Origin of the sequence: Paenibacillus sanguinis 2301083 = DSM 16941 (assembly GCF_000374825.1) — a bacterium.
GTDB lineage: Bacteria > Bacillota > Bacilli > Paenibacillales > Paenibacillaceae > Fontibacillus > Fontibacillus sanguinis.
Window position 1 is genome coordinate 689,138 of record NZ_KB895376.1, and the last position, 18,615, is coordinate 707,752.

Genomic DNA, 18,615 nt, shown 5'->3' on the forward strand with positions numbered 1-18,615 from the left:
CAAATTATTATAGCCAACAATGAGGATTCGGTTCATACATTTTGGTCAGCTATTCTATTTATTCTTAAAATGGTGATTCTGTAACATGCATTTTGTAATTGTGTTAATCAGGATACCCAACCTCGCGGCGATAGCCTATAAACAGCAAACAGCGGAAAGGACAACCGCATCCTCTCCGCTGTTCATGTTGTTCATCCTCATCAACGAATCCGCACCCTCACGCCGTCTTCTGTTTTGTAGTCCTCTGGATGCGTCTCGTACCTTGGTCTGTTCTCAATTGTAGCCCCGGCCTCTTCAAGCAGTTTAAGTATATCTGCATTGTAGGTTGTCTTCGCCAGCATCACGCCTTTATTTGGATTAGCACCATAATCCAACAACAGACTTAAAATAGCAACCTGATCGAACATCACCGCCGATTGTAGACTGCTATCTACATCCGCACCATATTGAGCCAGCAATTCCACGATCTCCAGATTCCCCTTCTCTATGGCATCATGCATAGCTGGAAAGTCTTCTGATGGATCAGCCCCCGCTTCCAGCAATATCTTCACCATCGGCACCGGGTGTTCATTGAAGTTGACCGCCAACGACAAGTTGCCTACAGGAATCGACTCCGCTCCAACACCATAATCAGCCGCGATGTTGGGCGAGGCTCCTTCATCCAGCAATCGTTGTACCTCATTCAGATTGCCTTCCCTGATTGCCGCATTTAGCTCCGTAAATATGCCATCCGTTCTTACCTGTTCAGACTGCTGGGAAGTCAGCACACGTTCTACGATAGAGCATCCTGTCAGAGCTACCAGGCATAGCAATAGTAATCCAATTGCATATATTCTCCGCATCTTCATTATCATTCACCTCCAGACCAACCCTAGTTATTCGTATAATCATTTCCTCATAGTCCACTGGCTCAATAGCCACCGCGAAGACTGTCTTCCATGTGCGTTGCCTGATTCAGTAACAGGAATGCCACAATGAACAAAGCAATACCGATCCAGATGTGTTTACGTTTCTTCTTCGCTATTGCGGTGATTGTATAGGCGATGCTGGTAATCTGTATAATGGCTCCGATAATTTTCAGCATTAATGCAGTTGTTTCCATATGCTTATCCAGTCCTTTCCCTTGTAATGTTGTAATGAAATTTATCCTGCTACCCTTGCTATATCATTCTTAATGAAGAGAGCGAAGCCAATCAAGCAGCTTTGACTCCGCTCTCGGATAGTTACAGATTGATTCTGCAGATGGACTTGATGTTGTCATCATAGAAAATGACATTGCCGTTGTTATCGAAACCCATCTGCTTCATTTGTCGAATCTGCATTCCATCCTTGTAGATCAAGTCATTTTCGTTAATGAAGGTAGTCATGTTTCCGGCCTCGCCCATTTCATAGACGGTTCCTGCAATACTCATATACAGTTTCCCGTTATAGGCAGATGCACTATCAAATCGGGTATCTTCATAAACGGCAACCTTGTCTACCTTCACCGGAAACAATTGCAGATTGTACATTTTGCTCCGACCAAACACATATAGATTGTTTGCAGTTGCATGAGCGGAGGCGACAGGAGCGTAGCCGTAGTAATCAGACAAATCCAGAGCGTTATAGCTTGTACTGCTGGCGATACGCTCCACCTGAGATTGATTCAGCTTGCCTTCATAGACATGTGACTCATGACTGCCTGTAACGCCATACAGGATGCTCTCGGCATCTGGAAAAGCAATAAAGTCCACGAAGCGAGCTTCTTCATGGTCAAAGTCATAGGCCGCTACGCTGACTCCCCCTGTGATGTCATAAACGATTGTTTTTGCGGATACCTTCGCCGCGAGGTATAGCTTGTTGCTAGCCGGATTGTAAGCCAGCTTCAGCGGCGTCAGATTTTTATAGTCATAGTGCTTTGCATTCCCATCCGCATCCTTGTAATCCCAATTGAAGTCCTGATTGATCGTCTTGAATGTCTCTACTGTGCCATTGGAATTGTTGAATTTGCGTATCTTCATCTTCTGACTGTCGAGGAAATAGACATTGTTATTCTTGTCCACGACCATGCTGTCGACTTGATTGATCTTCGCTGTCCGCACAGGGCCGTCCACATCACCAGCACCTGAGCCGCCAACCAGTGTTTCCACCGTAAACTTTGTGGATGGTGTAGATGCAGGTGGTTGATCTACAGGTGTGGTCGGTGCAGATGAGTCTGGCGTAGCTGGTGAGGATGGAGTTGGTGTTGGGTTCGTTATTGTCTGTCCACTGCCAATCTCTTTGTTGTCATTGCCATACTGATAGGCACGCCAAAGCATAACCGTTGCTTCCGAACGGGTGATCGTCGCCTGCGGACGGAATGTCTCATCCTGAAATCCAGATACAAGCCGATTCTCTACTGCTAATGCAACATAGCTCTTTGCAGATTCAGATATGCCATTATAGTCCTTGAACATTGCCTCAATGGTGCTTTGATCGGGCAGACGATTGGTGTCATAGCCTTTGAGCTTGACGAGGGCAACAGCCACATCTTCACGGGTTGCTGGTGCGGATGGATTGAAGGTGTACTTGCCATCTGCGGTACGATAGCCCGTCATGTAGTCCTTCACGGATTCCACAAACGGAGAAGCCCAATTTGATGTCTCGATGTCAGAGAAGGAAGAGTAATTCACCTTCTTGGGCGTAATGCCGGATGCAGTAATCATGATCTTGGCAAACTCAGCACGGGTGATGGTGTTGTTTGGTCTGAACTTGCCATCGGGATAGCCGCTGATGACTTTACGATTCACCATTTCAGCTATGTAGTTATAAGCCCAATGTGTAGATGGAAGATCGGCGAAACTGACGGTTGATTGTGTTGTTTCTGCATTCTGCCATTCTTCGCCATAGGTTGGCAGTGCCGCTGAGACGGTGGTAGAGTAGCCAGATACTAGAGTTGTTGCGAGGGCAAAGGCTATAATTCTTTTATGTTTCATGTGTTTTCTTCCTTTCTTGAGTTGTATTGTATTGAATAAGAATGCGAGCCTGATTCACAAAATAAGACATCAGGCAGGATTATTCTACCACATATTTAACTTATAAGAGTATATTAACTTATACAATGTTGGGATAAAAGTCACTTGAATACTCTACTACGCTGTAGTAGAGGTGATTGATTTGTCGGAGTTCAAACAAATGGTAGGTGAGCAAGTAAGAAGAATCAGAAAATCACGAGGTATGACACAGGAAAGGCTTGCCGATCTATCAGGACTAAGCTTTAGCTATATAAGTGATGTGGAACGTGGAACTCGTAATATTTCTTTAGAGTCACTGGGGAAAATCATTGAAGCACTTGGGATTAAGCCTGCCCAATTGTTTGCGGAACCTTCTTCATCTGAGACACTTCTCAGTGATACAGAGGATAAATTAGCTACTTTGATGTTGTTATTGTCTGATCGAAGTGCGGATGAGGTGGATTTTATCATCAAAGTTGCTCAGGAGTTTATGAATACCTTAGATCGAAAGAAGACATAGCCGCATATAGGTAAGAAAAATATACAAATTTCCCCGAGGTACCACGCCTTAAATAACAAAGGGGTGGGCCTGCCGTTTCATGCCCTACCCCTCTCCATATGGACTGCTTCTGCTGTTGATACAGTAGTAGCAGTCCTTTTTTTGTTTTCATATGCATTTTTGTTGTTGGCTTTGATCGCTGGTAATCACTGAAATGGATCATCGCCGGGAACAACAAGCATACGCAAAGAAGCCCGCTCACACGCTGAGCGGGCTGTTTGTCGTTGCCTAACAGAGATAAATCATCGGCTGTGAGATGAAGCCGGACAAAGGAGATGTATGCAGATGGTTGTTAAGAAAGGGTTGCCTTTGGAGATGGAGGAGTTGTTGAGGCAACTGGTCATGAACGGAGGCATCCGCATGGCAGGGGCAGTGTTGTATGTGTATTGCCGTCGGATGTACCAAGTGGACGAAGACACCGCCGCCCGCTGGATGACAACATACTTTCGTCGTGAATTCCCACAACAGCTACAACGGCATCAAGATCGCATCGTCAAGGCGTGACCCATTACATTCAGAGAGGAAGATCAAATCATGAGCTATCAAGCATTTAAGAACAACAATTTCAAGGAGTATTTAGGATTTTGCGAGCAGAAGGGATTCATCTACAGTGTGCGATTGGATGAAGGTAGACATGCTGTTGTTGCATTGCACAATGGGCAAGTGACCATGTTGATTCAATTCACTGCCCAGCCAAGTATTGTGCGGATGGAGATATAGCTAGTTTTGGTATGTGGCAATTGAATTGCACGAATGTCAACTTCTATAGAAATCATGCAGATGGCCGCATCGTCAGAGGACGACAGCAGGCTATTTTTTATTGCCATGAAGGGTGGTGAACAACTTGGAAAAGCTCAAGCACTTATTCGCTCAGAAAGCCCGGCTACAGGCCGCAATGCAGATGATAGATACAGATACTCATTTCGATTCAGAGGAGGGCAGGAGGTACGCTCAGGCTCTTGTAAGGCTCGTCCTGATTAACATGCAGATTGAGAAAATAGAAAAAGAAGCCGCCCATAAGTGAGGCGACTCAAAGAAAATTAACTTGTAATCATCATACCGAACAACATCATATCATGCAACGGGAGAAGTGAAAACTGGCTTCTCCTTTTTTGCGTTTACAGGAGGAATTTTGAATGAACCCTATTAACGAACTGTCTACAATCAAATCACTGCTGGGTGAAGCACTTGCTGAAAAGCCCGGCTCCTATATTGTCGACGAACTTTTTGACCGCTTCCCTACCGTACAGGAGTTGATGAACGTCACCGAGTTCGAGTTGTTATCAATTAAGGGTATTGGCAAAGTAAAGGCTCGCCAGATCACCGCCGCGTTGCAGTTGGCCCGTAGATTAGGCAAACCTGCCGACACCATTCCGCAAATCATCCGCAGGCCACAAGATGCGGTTGACCTGTTGATGCCGGAGATGCGATATCTGCAACAGGAGCATTTCGTCGTACTGTTCCTGAATACTAAGAATCACCTGATCGGACAGCCAGAGACACTCTCCATCGGTTCGCTCAATGCCGCAATTGTCACGCCTCATATGGTATTTCGTGCCGCTGTGAAGCGTTCTGCGGCTTCTGTACTGGTTTGTCATAATCACCCCAGCGGTGATCCTACTCCATCAACGGAAGATATCCAGCTAACCAAACGCTTGGTGGAGAGCGGAGGCATCTTAGCTTGCGATGTAATTGATCACCTTATAATCGGAGACGGAACATTCACCAGTTTGAAGGAACGTGGAGCTATGTAAATCTATATATGCTAACTCATTGTACTACGCGATGTACAATGCAGTAATGGGGCCGTGAGCGGCTAGACATCATGCGTGCAATGCAACAGACCACCCACTGCCCTGAGGGCCGAAGGAGGACGACTGCCCTCCTTCGCCTCCCGTCACTCGCCGCGTGGCGTTCCTTGGCTAACGCCAAGGAAGTAGATTCAGTGTTGCTGTAGGAGACGCTTGTCAAGGCTTAAGCAAGCTCGGCTTCGCCTCGGCCTTGACAGCTAACATTTCTCCATTCCTCATATGGCTGGAGAAATGATGTGTCGCAGTCATTATGCTCCCTTAATAGTATTGCAGGTACTCCAAGCACCCTTTTTAAATCAGAGTAATTTCTGACAAAAGAGGCTTTAGAAAAATACATCTCCCAATCCAGTAGGCCGCACTCAAGTAGAAGTTTTGCAAATTGTTTTATTCTTTGCTTCGTATGAGTAGGTTCATTGGTTTCGTCAATTACCTGAATTATATGGTATAACGATTCAAACACTGGCAAGGGGGATAGCTTATCAGACCATATTTTAAGAACGTCACTGAGCTTCTCATCGTCAAGCAGATCAGTCAGATTTCTGTCATTGCTAATTGTTTTCATTTGAGCAGGAGTTAAATCAAAACGAAAGCTAAGTATCCCTTCTTGAATAGAGATGTGTCGTCTGTAGTCATTTCTAGGAGATAAGTCATCAAGTCTCATAAGACGTTTTCCTTGCCCATTGAAGGATAACAAACAATCTGTCTTCGGGCCAATATAATAAACCCACTTATTTGAAGCTGCATATCTAATACATTCGGTTGGAGGCATGGTCTCCCGGTATAAATCCCGGTTGCCTAGAAAGGCATTGAACCCAATGGTTAGCTTTTCCGTTTTAAACGGTAGACCATATGGCAATTGCCGTGCCGGTAATCCAGCACGTATAAGGTGTTGCCGGATTTCTGCGATAAAAAAGTGTTTATCGGGGATCACTACATTCTCTTCGTAGTCTCCGTGATAAAGAAAATTGGGGACATCAACAGACACCTTGATAGCTTGTCTATCGTCTGCATGCTTTTTTGACAGCAGTTGTATTGTAATTCCGTTGCAGTTCAAGTGTTGCTGAATTTCTTTAATAGCTCTGTCCGTTAAGCTAACAAGCATGTGAAATTCGATATACTGAATCATGAATAATTACCTCCTGCTACGTTGATCTTAATTTTTTGGTATAATTACTGTAGACGTTTTACTTTGCAGTCGTTTCTTCGGCAGGCCCGCCGATGGAACGGCTCTTTTTGTTTTTAAAGGAATCCTTATGCACCTTGAGCGGCGGCAGTGCAATATCGGAAAAATGGATTTCATCCATATCCAGGACTTCTTTTAGCTTGTTGTAGTTGTCATAGAAAGTCGACCTGGGATATTTCTTCTTGCAGTAGCCTCTCCCGTTGATGTGCAGTTCCATCAGGAAAGCAATCAGCATGCTTTTTGTTCGTACATTTAGGCTTGTCCGATTGACAGCCTCCAGCATGCTTCGCACTGATGCCTGCTTAATTGGCTTTGTAAGCCCTAAGGCTTTCAGACCGTCCTGAAGTACAGCAATGGCGGTTTGAGGATTAAATAGCTCAATAGCCCTTCTTGTTGGGCTGTGCTTCCTCATGTCATCGTAGGTTAGCTCCACTTCGTACCGAAGCAAACCATCTGCATCCCATTGGTGCTGAGATTGATTATGATAATGCGACTGCTGTCCAACCTCGGCCTGCTTATCATAGAACTTATGGACGCTGCGACGCTTTCTCCTAAGGCGTTGATATAACACGGACTCCAGCTTGCTGCCATCAACGGATGTATACGGAACAGTTTTATAACCCCCCGGCTTTTGTATGCCGGACAACAGATTCAGGTAATCCTGCAACAGTAGCCCCACATTAAAGTTCTTGCAGATATGCAGCTTTTCAACTTCCCAAGCATCATATCGCGGCACTTGAGATAATGGGATTTGGAGCCTCTCAGCAACATAGCGTCGGAGCTTCTTTAGCAATGGTAGAACGTCGGCCTGCTTTAGCTCGTACACGTTGCTGCCGTAGAGATACCGCGGGGCAGACAGTTCAAGCTTTAGCCAGGCTTTGCTCGGATTGTCCTCTTTGTACTTGTATACTAAACGAGGCTGAGTATCATCCGTTTGATCGAACAACTCGCAGGTCACCCAACCTTTTTTCATGGTTTTCTTGACCTCGCTCCACGGAATCTGCTCAATTTGTGCTTCTGTGAGTATTAAGCGGATATCGAATTTTACTGTGTCTATCAAGGGTTTCTTCCTCCTCTGATCCGTAGTCCCGAACAGTTTCTGACCTACTTAGTAAGGATGGTCAGGTTGATCTCCTTCCAGAGATTGAGGGGAAGCTCTTTTCTGTTCTAAGCAGCTACACAATAGGGAGGCTAATTGATACAAAAATCGCTGTTCGTCCTTCCGTTGCTCTTGAAGCAATTCGGTTGCCCCCTGTTCTTCAAATTGAACGATTGTTGGCACACTTACAAACGAGTAGTCGTTCTTCAATTTAAACACCACCTGTAAAATAATTTATTTACACTTCTTGATTTTTATTTTAATCATATTGTATGATTGTTGTAAAGTTTTTGTTTTACAAAACCAAATCGAGGTGATCTTATGGATATTGCAGAGCTTTTTAAAACAAACAGAAAGAAGCTGGAACTGAGCTACCGAGAACTAGCGGAGAAAACAGGAATATCCCATACCTATATCCGGGATGTGGAGAATAACAAATACGCCCCGTCTTTGGAGAATGCTCAGAAGCTAGCTACGGAGTTAGGGTTGGATATGAAGGAAATTATCGTGTTAACCTTTCAGGCTCAGACTCGTCTCACAATGATTGAACTGATGTCTGCCTGCTATAAGTACGATATTAAAATTCCTTATGACCTATGGCTAAAGGCGGGGCTTCCCTTACAATCGCTAAATCAAGCAGACACCAATGTACATGATGCCATCATGAACGTTGCTGTGAGCCTTATGAGCATTAAGAATGCAGAGGAACTAGCATTACACTCCTCCTTGTTAGAGGAATTCATGGCAATTGAGCATAATGAAACAATTTCGTCAGCTCTACATGACATATTCCTCTATATCCAGATTGTCTCTAAACGTAAAGGCTCGGAACATGTATTAGCAAAGATCAGAGAACTGCTTAATGAAGAAGGCCTAATTAAGGAGGAAAAATAAATGACTACAAAGCGTCCAGCAGCAATTTATGTTCGTGTAAGCACAGAGGAACAAGCTACAGAGGGATTTAGCATTCAAGCCCAAATTTCTGATCTGGAGCGTTATGCTCAACAGAACAATTTTGAAATTGTTTCAAGATATGTGGATGAGGGCTTCAGTGGCAAAAGCATTGAGGGCCGTCCGCAAATGAAACGGCTCTTGAGGGATGCAGAGAAGCACAGCTTCGAGGCTATTCTAATATACAAAACCGACAGACTCTCAAGAAACACCAAAAACTCAATTGAGATAGCAGAGTCTTTGAAGAAAAACGATATTCGGCTTTTAAGTATTACTGAAAACATTGATCTAACAGATCATATGGGAATGGCACTGTTCCAAATCATCAGTACAATGAATGAGCTTGAACGCAACAAGACCGTGGAGCGAGTAAAGTGGGGAATGACGGAACGAGCCAAGCAAGGACAATATAATGGCGGTATCGTTTTAGGATATGATGCAATAGACAAAAAACTTATCGTTAATGAGGACGAGGCACGCATTGTTCAGACCATATTTAATTATGCAGAGCAAGGGCTTGGACTAAAGGCCATCACCCGAAGACTTAACGAGGCTGGCTTTAGAACAAAGAAAAAGAACCCGTTCAGCACCCACTCCGTCAAAAACATATTGAACAATCCCGTTTATATTGGAAAAATTCGCTTCAATCAGGTCAAGGATTGGGCTGAGAAGCGTCGCAAGGGAAAGAATGATGACTACATCCTTTCAGACGGGCATCATGCTCCTATCATCTCTATGGAGCAATGGGAGACAGTACAGCGGCTGATAAAGAAGAGATCATACACACCCGTACGGTCAGAAACCCCTACGCTATTAGGAGGAATTCTCCGCTGCCCAATGTGTGGTAAAGGCATGGTCATCGGGCATTCTGCTGGCTCACATGCAAAGTATAGAATTTATAAATGCGGCCAGTTCCACAACAAAGGGGCGTCCGTGTGTAGATCCAACACGATAAGAGCTGAAATAGCTGAAAAGACAGTATTTGAGGAGCTTACCCGAATTGTTACTGATGATTCTTTCCTGAAGAAGCTTGTTGAAAAAGTGAATTACGAGAGACAGAACAAAGAACAGCCCTTGCTTGAGGAGAAGAAGCAGGTGGAAAAAAGAATTGGAAAGATACAGATTAAAATGAAGAATTTGAAGGAGAAAATCCTATCTCATGATGATCTGATTGATTTATTTAAGCCCGAACTGCTAGAACTACAAGAGGAGCTAAAAAAGTTACAGCAACAAAGAGACGAGCTTTCTCTTGAATTCAGTAAAGAGGATACTGATCCAGTAGACCATGATTCGCTTAAAAAGCTGCTGTCCGATTTTCATCGTATGCTGTCCAGTGTCAGTCCAGAGGAGCAACGTAATCTTTTGAGGCTGATTATCAATGACATCCAAATTACCAAAGATGCACCGCCACGCGTCGGAAGACGGATCACAAGGATCAATTTGATCTTTGACTTTACCATTGAGTCTCTGCATGAGCAAGCGTATAGCCTGCTGCCTAAGGTATATCCTGATTATGATTTTGTAGAGGTCTTTAATCCTCGGCTTTTGGATGGAGTAACCCTCGCAAATTTTAATAAAAGCAAGCTGGGGGAGGTGATGACCTCCCTTTCTATCTTACCATTAGCGTCGATACGGTTCCCCCCGCATAATCTTCACCACCCGATACACCTGCTCCACCAGCACCAGCCGCAGAAGCTGGTGCGGATAGGTGAAGCGGCCAAACGAGATCTTCAGGTTGGCACGTTGAAGGACTTCATCGGACAGCCCTAAGCTCCCGCCGATGACAAAGGCGATTTGGCTGCGGCCATAGGTCGCTAGCTCTTCAATGTGCTGGGCCAGCTTGTCCGATGTCCACAGCTCGCCCTCAATGGCCGTGGCCACGACATACGTGTCTGGCTTTAGGTGGGAGATAATTCGCTCCCCCTCCCTGCGCTTCACTTGCTCTTCCTCACTAGCGCTGAGCTGCTCGGGTGCCTTTTCATCAGGAACCTCTGTTAGCGTCAGTTTGATGTACGGGGTCAGCCTTTTCGCGTATTCCGCGATTCCCTGGGTCAGATATTTTTCCTTTAGTTTGCCTACCGCAATGATTTGTATATTCAACGCTTTGCACCACCATACTGATGTATTTAAGGCTATGCCCTGCCTATTGTGTCCATGCTTTGTCTATCATAACATAAAGGGCCTCGTTGCCTTCTGCTGCTCCGTATCGCTGCTCCGTATCGTTTGACAGTTGTATATCTGCCATGGTAAACTGGGACCACTTTATGGATCGGAGGGTTACATGTGTAAACTAAGATATCGGTTTTTCTGTGCGCGATGAATGAAATAGAGAGCTTTGGGCTATTTGCTATGCATAGTAATCGATATTGGTTTGCCTCACGGTAACCCTGTTTAAGGAATAGAAATGAATCGGAAGTTGAAGACCGGAATCCTTTGATGTGATCTCCAGGTCTATTCATTTCTGCACTCTATTTCGATTACTGAATGCACAGGCAGCCCGCCTGTGTTTTTTTGTTGTTATATCGGACGAATAATACTTCATCCCAAGAAACGGAGACTAAATTACATGAAATCCTCGCCGATGTCCCGGCCTTTTTATTATCTGTGGACCACCCAGACGGCGGCGAATGCTGCGGACGTGCTGTACATTATGGCGCTCACCGTACTGGTGCTGGACCAGACCAACTCGCTTATATCTGCGACGCTGCTGCCGTTAATACGCAACTTCGCCCAAATGATCAGCGGATTAATAGCTCCGCTCTTAATTAACCGTTTTAAACTGCCTATGCTGCTGCTGCTATCTCAGACCGGTCAATTTTTGCTGTTCATCACCTTAGCCGGATACCTGCACTTCCAGGGAAGCGACGCTTCCTTAGTACTTGTATTTGCGCTCATCTTTGTGATGTCTTTCCTTGATGGATGGACAGTGCCGACCCGAAATGCCCTTGTACCACGGCTCGTTCCCAGCGAACAAAGCCTGCTCAAAGCCAATGGTCTTATCAGTGTAAGCGACCAGGTGGTGCTGTTTGCCGGCTGGGGACTGAGCGGAATCATCGTTGTACTGCTTGGCCCAAGCTCGACACTGCTGGTGACAGCCGTGATCTATGGGCTGGCGGCAGCTCTTACTTTGGGCGTAAAAGAATCGGATAAAGGAGAGAACTACAGCCCCTCCAACTCCAACCCTAAAGTTAACCCTGCTATCGCAACACACGCCACCGCCACTACAGCTTCCGAATCGTCTGCTACCATCGACAAGGATGCATCGGGCGCTGCTGCCAACGCAGCCAAGACAGACACCGGGCCCACGGGCCTGTCCAAATCTAAAACGCCTTATACCTCCGCCTCATCCCGCTGGCACACGCTGACCGAGGGCTGGAAGACGATCTGGCGCATACCACGCCTCCGCCTGCTCACCTTCATAGACGTGATCGACATGCTGGGTGGTCCGGTATGGGTTGGCGCCTTTACACTCACCTTTGTGCAGACCGCGCTGGGGCAAGGTGAGGAATGGTGGGGCTTCATTAACGCCGCCTATTTTGCAGGAACCGTCAGCGGTGGATTGCTGGTGTTGGCCCTGGTGCGAACGATCGGCGATCGCTTCCTGTCAGCGATGCTGATGGGCATGGCAGGCTATGGCCTGCTTACCGCCGTGTACGCCGTCAACACCGAGCCTTACATCGCCCTCATTTTAGTGCTGGTGATGGGCCCATTTGCCGAGCTATCCATCGTCAACCGCCGTACGCTCATCCAACGCAGTGTCAGCAAGCTGCTGCTGCCCAAGGTGCTGTCCGCTCAGGCCTCTCTGCTGCATCTGGTCTCCTGCATCTCCCTCGTGGGCATGGCCGCGCTGGCCGAATGGATCGGCATCGTGAACCTGTACCTGCTCGCTGGCGGACTAAGCATGGTGGCCAGTCTCATAGGCGTGCTTGGCCGCCGAAGCTTTCGAGCCTCCGCCGAGCAAAACCAGCTGATTAACGACTAATGATATGAACATTATTTCTATTAGGGGAAGAGTTCAGCATTAGTGCAATTACTTACAGCCCAGCAATAAAATTGGATGATATTGAAAGAAATTAAGGAGCTAAGCGGTTTGTTCTAGCTTGGCTCCTTATTTTTGGCATCCACGGCGGCCTTTTGAGTAGATTGTGAGCAAGGGAAAGCCACCCGGCCTCCAGACTTACTTGGGGTAAGCCTCAAAACACCTCATGTTTAGTTTTTCTGCCTGGCGGTGAATAACATATATCATCCCTTTTCCTGATAGTCACCCGCTCTCACATTACGCCGTATCAGGATACATTACTCTGCCATAGTCTTGTCTTTATCTAAGAATCACACCCAAACACAACTGGAGGAAATCACATGACAAAACACAAACCAATCCTATTAATGGCGGCTTTAAGCGCCGTATTACTAATGAGCGCCTGCGGAAACAACTCGCAAGCAGGCACAACGGAACCCGGCAATCAACCCGAATCCAATGCGACAAATCAGAATCAGACACAATCTGGGAATACCAACAATAACAACCCAGACTCATCCAACAATGAACTCACAGACCCTGTCGACTCTAACCCGGAGAATGACAAGCCTACTGAGGACATCATCATTAATATTGATCAGACGCCAAAGCCGATTGAGAACAAAGGCAGCTTTGATTTTCAAGTAAAGCAAATTCCCGATGGCTACAGACTTCAGGAAATGCAATGGTCGTCCGAAAATAACAACACCGTCAATACATTCCAAGAGGCCATCGAGCATGGACAAACGGGCGAGGACGGCTTCTATGTCAGCGGTGACGGGCAATTTATGGGCTTCTTTTATCCCGAAGAATTAAAGGGCGAAGCAGGTAAAGTCACCTTCGTATTCGTGAATGAGGAAAATCAAGAATTAACCTGGGAGAAAGAAGTTACACTCAATTGAAGAGCTTGTTCAAAAAGTCATCTTCTAATCACGAAGTAATTCGTGAAGCGAATTCGACAGCAGTCCCTCTACACTCACCAAAAAACAGCAAGTGTCAGAGCCACCTCGGAGAATTTCTCCCGGCCCTTACGCTTGCTGTTTAGTTTTGGCTTTTCACTATTTCAGTATTTCCACTATCCTAGTCTTCACTATGCCGCCTACCGTAAGTAAGCTCCGCTAAAATTAATCCAACTCGGCCCGCGAGAATAAATCCCGAATCAGTGCCTCATTCTCACAAGCCTGCTTGAAGCCAACCGCAAAGGCCTTAAGAGCCTCCCGATCGGAGGAATAGGCGCAGAACATCGACCCTTCCGGATCGAAGCGGACGATACCCTCCAGGTCCGGCATCTGCTCGGCCAGATACACAAAGGCCAGAGACGTCCAGTCATACCCGCTGCCCTCAAAGCCCTCGTCAGCTCGCAACGCAAACAGCTCTGTCAAATACGATCCAACTGGCAAAATGACCGACATTCCCCGCTCACCCTGATCTACCAGCTTGAACGGAGCAATATCTGTATGCTCATCTTCCACCGCATTCCCTCCGGCCTCCAGCTCCAGACGAGCGATGATTTTCTTACGCGCATCCTCTGTCAAGCTCAGCGTTCCATGGTCCTTCTTAATCCAGCCTGCTTGCATTCGTTTATCAAGCCAATCCGTGATCCAGGAAGGCGCGTAGCCACTTTGGCCAAATTCTCCACCGAACGCGATCATTTTCGGATAAATATCAAGGTATTCCTCCTGCGTAGGCCGTGGGTAGGCATTCGTGTACAGCCAGAACTGCACATCGTACATCAGCAGCGACAACTCATCTGCGTGGAAGGAGAAGTGACCTTTCTCCTCCACAATACGTGTACACACCGCCCGGATTTGCGATTCAAGCTGCTCCGCATCCACCGCTTCCGCCTTGTTGCATAGCTCCTCCAGCAAAGGCGAGAACTGACCTTCAGCCACCTTGCGCAAATCGTTCGCTTTATCCTCGGCAGCGGTATCGTATTCCTCTTCATTTACCAAGCCGCGAATAAAGGTCTCAAAATCCGGCGCCAGGAATGTAATCTCATAGTCGGACTCCTGATCCACATGAATTACCTCGGGTTCCTTGCCACAATGACGGTAATCCAGCATAACCACATCATGGCCTGCCGAAGGACAGTCACAAATAACGACCCCGATGTCCGGGTATCCCCAGTCCTCAATCATAAATCGGCTACCCATATCCCCGCAAAGCGACTCATCCTTATCCCGCCCAATTCCTATGATCGACGAGATCGCAATATGGTCATCCGCCCAAGAGGTAGGTATTTGCGTAGGAAAGCAGGTATTTTGGGGAATCCCCCCATTACGCTGTTTCATCAAAGCGATATAGGATGCAGGCAGCTTGTAGCCTAACTCCTCCTCCACACTGGCGATCAACGCATCACTAGGTGGGTCCATTGTATATGTACTCTCCGCATAGCTGCCGCTATCCCAAAATTCAGACAAATCCAAACCCTCGAAGAACGGCTTCGCAGGAGTCTGTTCCTTTTGCTGCAATGCCTGCTCCCGGATCATATTATTTTGCTGCTGACGATCAAGACGGCCCTGACACCACCCGAGCAGCTCTCGCGAGTGCTCATCTTCGGGATCAAGCTCCAGTGCCTTGGCAAATGCCTGCGCACCTTCCGCAAATCTCCCCAGAAAATAATAAGAATACCCTGACCGGTAATGCCAGGCTGAATCGTCCTTCCCCTGCTCAGCAACCTGGGCAAATTGTGCCAAGGCATCCTCGTAACGCCCTACATTATTATAAGCCCGGCCCAACTGTCCGACCATTTCATAATCTCTATTCACAACAGGGATAGCTTCCAAAGCGTCTACAATATTCTGATGATCATCCACCTCATACCACTGTTCCAACTGCTTCCGCAACGCTTGATCCACTTTCATCTACCTCCTGAATAAAGACATTTTCTCCATCTTACCAGACCTACTCTGCATTATACATCTGCAAACCAGCGCAAGCCCCCTGATCCCTATAAATTGAGTAATTTGATCTACTCCTGCTCATTCCAGCCATACCCCTAGCCTTGTCAATCAGCAACAACGAGCAGTCATTATGGCCCACCAACTAACCGAATAGAAGGATTACAAAAAAAAGCAGCAACACTCATGGACACGGAAAATAAAGTCCTGAATGCTGCCATTTCATGGAACAAACGTTTTCTATGAATCCAAGCTCTTGGTCAGGAGGATCTCCAAGGGTTGAGTATCAAAGATTAGGCATTCGGCATCTTTATAGCCGAGTTTTCTATAAAAATGCTGGGCTCCTTCATTAGCCTGAGTGGATGTCATGACCAGGTTGAAGCCCTCTTGCTTTATCTAATCTTCCCAAAAATCAACTACTTATTTACCCACGCCCTTGCCTCGAAACGTAACTTTGAACTAATGTAACTCATGCTTCAGTTATTTATTATCTATCAATTACGTTATAGTTAAATCCAAACACCATAGCTTAAACTAATAAATGCGTCATTTTTGTACTGAAAAAGTCGGACGAATTACTCTTTTATCCATTAAATTAGATATCGAGAGGAATGAGCACGTATGGATTGGCTGGATCGAATGAATAACGTATTAGATTACATTGAGCATAATCTGGATGACAAAATAGACTATAAAAAAATAGCTCAAGTTGCTTATACTTCGGAATATCACTTTTCAAGAATGTTTTCATCTATTTCAGGCATCTCGCTTTCAGAATATATTAGACGGAGACGATTAATGCTTGCCGCATTTGACATTCAAAAAAGCGATGCCCGAATATTAGACATAGCCATTAAATACGGCTATGATTCTGTTGATTCATTCACACGTGCTTTTAAAAGAACCCATGGCTTGACCCCCTCTGATGCTAGAAAAAAGGGAGTGCAACTAAAAGCATTCCCCAAAATTTCTTTTCAAATTTCAACAAAAGGGGACACTGAGATGGAGTATAGAATCGAGAATGTCGACTTTGAACTAAGAATTATAGGAAAAAGGGAATCTATTAAAACAAGGAAGGCCTTTAAAGCAATACCTTCACTTTGGAACAATGCCAAAAAAGATGGGTTCATGCAAGATCTAATAGATATGTCGTGGGAAAATCCTAAATGTACTCTTGAGGGCCTCCTAGGAGTCTGTGGAAAGGAAGCGGCTATACTAGACGATGAGTTTTAGGGGTAAGATACGATAACCAGCCGCCCGTGGATATGGACACTCTGATTATTCCCCCAAGTACATGGGCAGTGTTTCCAAATGTAGTTGAGGCATGGAGGCGCTTATATTCAGAATGGGTCCCGACCTCAGGTTATGAACTTGCTAATTTACCATGTATTGAATGTTATTATGGAGCAAAGCATACACCAAGACATGAACTCTGGGTTCCCGTTATGCCCAAATAATATGGCAGTTCTTGAAAAGGAGCGGACCGATGAACATTATCGGCCCGCTCCCTTCATTTCTGCTTCAACCCGCTACACCACCAAAAACCGTGCCTCACAGTCGCATTCCTGGCACTTGACTGGCGGCTCCCAATCAATAAACTTCGTGTGCTCCAGATCAACTACATCCGGGGCCTCTTCAAATTCGTCCACGAACATATCAATCGCCAGTTCTACATGATCCTTGCATACCACATACATACCTTCAAGCATCCTTTCTACATTGCCAAACCAAGCATTTCCGTTCACCGGGCAATAACGTTAAGAGGCTTGCCTCTACTCATCCAGCCCATCGTTAATTTCTTGATCCGACGGCTTGTCGGACAGCTTCATCGTTACCTTCTGCGCTTCGCCGTCCCGATAATACGTGACTTCCATTTCCTCGCCAATCTTCTTGTGTTCGTACAGGTAACGGCGCAATTCTCTCGTTGACTTGATCGGCTGCTTATCAAGCTGCGTGATTACATCATTCAGCTTCAGCCCCGCAGCCTTCGCTGGGCCATGGGCTTCAAGTACAATGATTCCCGAGGTAACCTGGCTCGGCAGCTTCATATCCTCCCGCTGCTCTTCACTGAGGGGCGAATACGGATTGTTCAAGTCCAGCGTATATACCCCAACATAAGGCCGCACCACCTTGCCATGCAAGAGCAGATCATCCACCGTTTTCATGACATCATTGACCGGAATGGCGAATCCAAGCCCTTCCACCCCTGTATCTGAAATCTTCATCGTATTGATTCCGATGAGCTTGCCGTTCAAATCCACCAGTGCACCACCGCTATTGCCTTCGTTAATGGCTGCATCCGTCTGGATAACCTCCTGCTCCCAGTCGTAGACGCCGTCCTGATTAATGGACACTGGAATCATGCGGCTCGTATAGCTTACAATGCCCGAGGTCAACGTCCCTCCCAGCCCCAGCGGATTGCCGACGGCAATGACCGTCTCTCCCGCCCGAAGCTTCCCGGAGTCGCCCAACTCGATCACCGTATTAATTCCATGGTCATCGACTTCCAGCACGGCAATATCGTTGATTGAATCCTCACCGCTCACCTTGGCTTCCCGAGAGCTTCCGTCGCTGGTCACGATCTCAAGATCGTCTGAGCCGCTAATCACATGGGTGTTGGTAATGACGTACGCTTTACCCTTCTCCTTCTTGAAGATCACGCCCGAGCCAAGTGCCGCCTGGGATGGATCATTCATCGACAGCTCGTTATGATTCAGAATACTGACTACGGATGGAGCCACCTTGGCCGCTGCCGCACTAATATTATGCTTTGATGTAGAGGAAGGAACTCCCGTAATAAAGCTGAACAACAGCACGGCAACCACCGCACTCAAAAGGGAAGAGATCAAGGAGATTTGCAGCGTGGACAGCCCCCGTTTTGCCCTGTGCCCCGGAGCCCCGCTCAACCAGCGTCGCCGGTCGCCGCCCTCGGACATGCGCACGCGCCGTCCAGGTACCTTGGTGGAATAAAAATCATCGTCAAATAATCCCATCTCTACACTCTCCCTCCGTAACTCTACCCCCAATATTCGGCGGCCATCCTTCGTAGGTCACATCCCTGAAAGCAAAGGTCCCCTTCAACTGTATGTCGGTATGGCAAAGCCATATTCACGCGTTTTTTC

The 18,615-nt window shown here is 46.5% G+C and carries 17 protein-coding genes and 3 pseudogenes; 10 read left to right on the forward strand and 10 right to left on the reverse strand.

Going from position 1 to position 18,615, the window contains the following annotated elements:
• Nucleotides 1-200: 200 nt before the first annotated feature.
• The 3 genes from C557_RS24010 to C557_RS24015 form a co-directional block, all read right to left on the reverse strand.
• Nucleotides 201-848: an ankyrin repeat domain-containing protein gene (locus C557_RS24010; RefSeq protein WP_018750380.1), complete on the reverse strand. Its 648-nt coding sequence runs from the start codon at nucleotides 846-848 to the stop codon at nucleotides 201-203.
• A 62-nt stretch (nucleotides 849-910) separates the two neighbouring features.
• Nucleotides 911-1,102 carry a hypothetical protein gene (locus C557_RS24810; RefSeq protein WP_205621579.1) on the reverse strand — a complete coding sequence of 64 codons (192 nt, stop codon included), beginning with the start codon at nucleotides 1,100-1,102 and terminating at the stop codon, nucleotides 911-913.
• 121 nt (nucleotides 1,103-1,223) lie between these two features.
• The gene (locus C557_RS24015) at nucleotides 1,224-2,954 is read right to left on the reverse strand and encodes an S-layer homology domain-containing protein (protein WP_018750382.1); all 1,731 of its coding nucleotides are present in this window, start codon (nucleotides 2,952-2,954) and stop codon (nucleotides 1,224-1,226) included.
• Nucleotides 2,955-3,153: 199 nt separating this feature from the next.
• On the opposite strand from C557_RS24015, the gene C557_RS0103205 reads away from it, so the two are divergent.
• The 5 genes from C557_RS0103205 (at nucleotide 3,154) to radC (ending at nucleotide 5,285) form a co-directional block, all read left to right on the forward strand.
• Nucleotides 3,154-3,492 carry a helix-turn-helix domain-containing protein gene (locus tag C557_RS0103205; protein WP_240472905.1) on the forward strand — a complete coding sequence of 113 codons (339 nt, stop codon included), beginning with the start codon at nucleotides 3,154-3,156 and terminating at the stop codon, nucleotides 3,490-3,492.
• Between the two features lie 324 nt (nucleotides 3,493-3,816).
• Nucleotides 3,817-4,035, forward strand: a complete 219-nt coding sequence (locus C557_RS0103210; RefSeq protein ID WP_018750384.1) for a hypothetical protein — start codon at nucleotides 3,817-3,819, stop codon at nucleotides 4,033-4,035.
• 30 nt (nucleotides 4,036-4,065) lie between these two features.
• On the forward strand, nucleotides 4,066-4,251 hold the full coding sequence (locus C557_RS0103215; RefSeq protein WP_018750385.1) for a hypothetical protein: 186 nt from the start codon (nucleotides 4,066-4,068) through the stop codon (nucleotides 4,249-4,251).
• Between the two features lie 124 nt (nucleotides 4,252-4,375).
• The gene (locus C557_RS0103220; protein WP_018750386.1) at nucleotides 4,376-4,555 is read left to right on the forward strand and encodes a hypothetical protein; all 180 of its coding nucleotides are present in this window, start codon (nucleotides 4,376-4,378) and stop codon (nucleotides 4,553-4,555) included.
• 112 nt (nucleotides 4,556-4,667) lie between these two features.
• Nucleotides 4,668-5,285 carry a RadC family protein gene (radC, locus tag C557_RS0103225; protein WP_018750387.1) on the forward strand — a complete coding sequence of 206 codons (618 nt, stop codon included), beginning with the start codon at nucleotides 4,668-4,670 and terminating at the stop codon, nucleotides 5,283-5,285.
• 220 nt (nucleotides 5,286-5,505) lie between these two features.
• Here the strand turns inward: radC and C557_RS0103230 are convergent, their stop codons facing one another.
• Nucleotides 5,506-6,468: a hypothetical protein gene (locus C557_RS0103230; protein ID WP_018750388.1), complete on the reverse strand. Its 963-nt coding sequence runs from the start codon at nucleotides 6,466-6,468 to the stop codon at nucleotides 5,506-5,508.
• Between the two features lie 58 nt (nucleotides 6,469-6,526).
• A complete protein-coding gene (locus C557_RS0103235; protein WP_018750389.1) occupies nucleotides 6,527-7,585 on the reverse strand; it encodes a hypothetical protein in 1,059 nt (352 codons plus the stop codon).
• A 360-nt stretch (nucleotides 7,586-7,945) separates the two neighbouring features.
• Here C557_RS0103235 and C557_RS24020 point away from each other — a divergent pair, with 360 nt between their 5' ends.
• Nucleotides 7,946-8,518: a helix-turn-helix domain-containing protein gene (locus C557_RS24020; protein WP_018750391.1), complete on the forward strand. Its 573-nt coding sequence runs from the start codon at nucleotides 7,946-7,948 to the stop codon at nucleotides 8,516-8,518.
• Nucleotides 8,519-9,556: pseudogene (locus C557_RS25325) on the forward strand (recombinase family protein); the annotation flags it as partial.
• Between the two features lie 639 nt (nucleotides 9,557-10,195).
• On the opposite strand, the gene rlmH reads toward C557_RS25325, so the two are convergent.
• Complete coding sequence (rlmH, locus tag C557_RS25330) at nucleotides 10,196-10,675, reverse strand: 23S rRNA (pseudouridine(1915)-N(3))-methyltransferase RlmH (RefSeq protein WP_083930068.1); 480 nt, start codon at nucleotides 10,673-10,675, stop codon at nucleotides 10,196-10,198.
• Nucleotides 10,676-11,141: 466 nt separating this feature from the next.
• Between rlmH and C557_RS0103255 the strand changes: the two genes are divergently transcribed.
• The gene (locus C557_RS0103255; protein ID WP_018750393.1) at nucleotides 11,142-12,557 is read left to right on the forward strand and encodes an MFS transporter; all 1,416 of its coding nucleotides are present in this window, start codon (nucleotides 11,142-11,144) and stop codon (nucleotides 12,555-12,557) included.
• A gap of 377 nt (nucleotides 12,558-12,934) precedes the next feature.
• Complete coding sequence (locus tag C557_RS0103260; RefSeq protein ID WP_026263273.1) at nucleotides 12,935-13,495, forward strand: hypothetical protein; 561 nt, start codon at nucleotides 12,935-12,937, stop codon at nucleotides 13,493-13,495.
• A gap of 222 nt (nucleotides 13,496-13,717) precedes the next feature.
• Here C557_RS0103260 and C557_RS0103265 read toward each other — a convergent pair whose 3' ends face one another.
• Both C557_RS0103265 and C557_RS25335 read right to left on the reverse strand, forming a co-directional pair.
• On the reverse strand, nucleotides 13,718-15,457 hold the full coding sequence (locus tag C557_RS0103265; protein WP_018750395.1) for an Imm51 family immunity protein: 1,740 nt from the start codon (nucleotides 15,455-15,457) through the stop codon (nucleotides 13,718-13,720).
• A 276-nt stretch (nucleotides 15,458-15,733) separates the two neighbouring features.
• Nucleotides 15,734-15,940: pseudogene (locus C557_RS25335) on the reverse strand (GNAT family N-acetyltransferase); the annotation flags it as partial.
• 174 nt (nucleotides 15,941-16,114) lie between these two features.
• On the opposite strand from C557_RS25335, the pseudogene C557_RS22870 reads away from it, so the two are divergent.
• Nucleotides 16,115-16,950, forward strand: a pseudogene (locus tag C557_RS22870) (AraC family transcriptional regulator).
• 72 nt (nucleotides 16,951-17,022) lie between these two features.
• On the opposite strand, the gene C557_RS24330 reads toward C557_RS22870, so the two are convergent.
• Together C557_RS24330 and C557_RS0103280 are read right to left on the reverse strand one after the other, a co-directional pair.
• Nucleotides 17,023-17,190: a CxxH/CxxC protein gene (locus C557_RS24330; protein ID WP_018750397.1), complete on the reverse strand. Its 168-nt coding sequence runs from the start codon at nucleotides 17,188-17,190 to the stop codon at nucleotides 17,023-17,025.
• Between the two features lie 75 nt (nucleotides 17,191-17,265).
• Nucleotides 17,266-18,486, reverse strand: a complete 1,221-nt coding sequence (locus tag C557_RS0103280) for a S1C family serine protease (RefSeq protein WP_018750398.1) — start codon at nucleotides 18,484-18,486, stop codon at nucleotides 17,266-17,268.
• Nucleotides 18,487-18,615 lie beyond the last annotated feature (129 nt).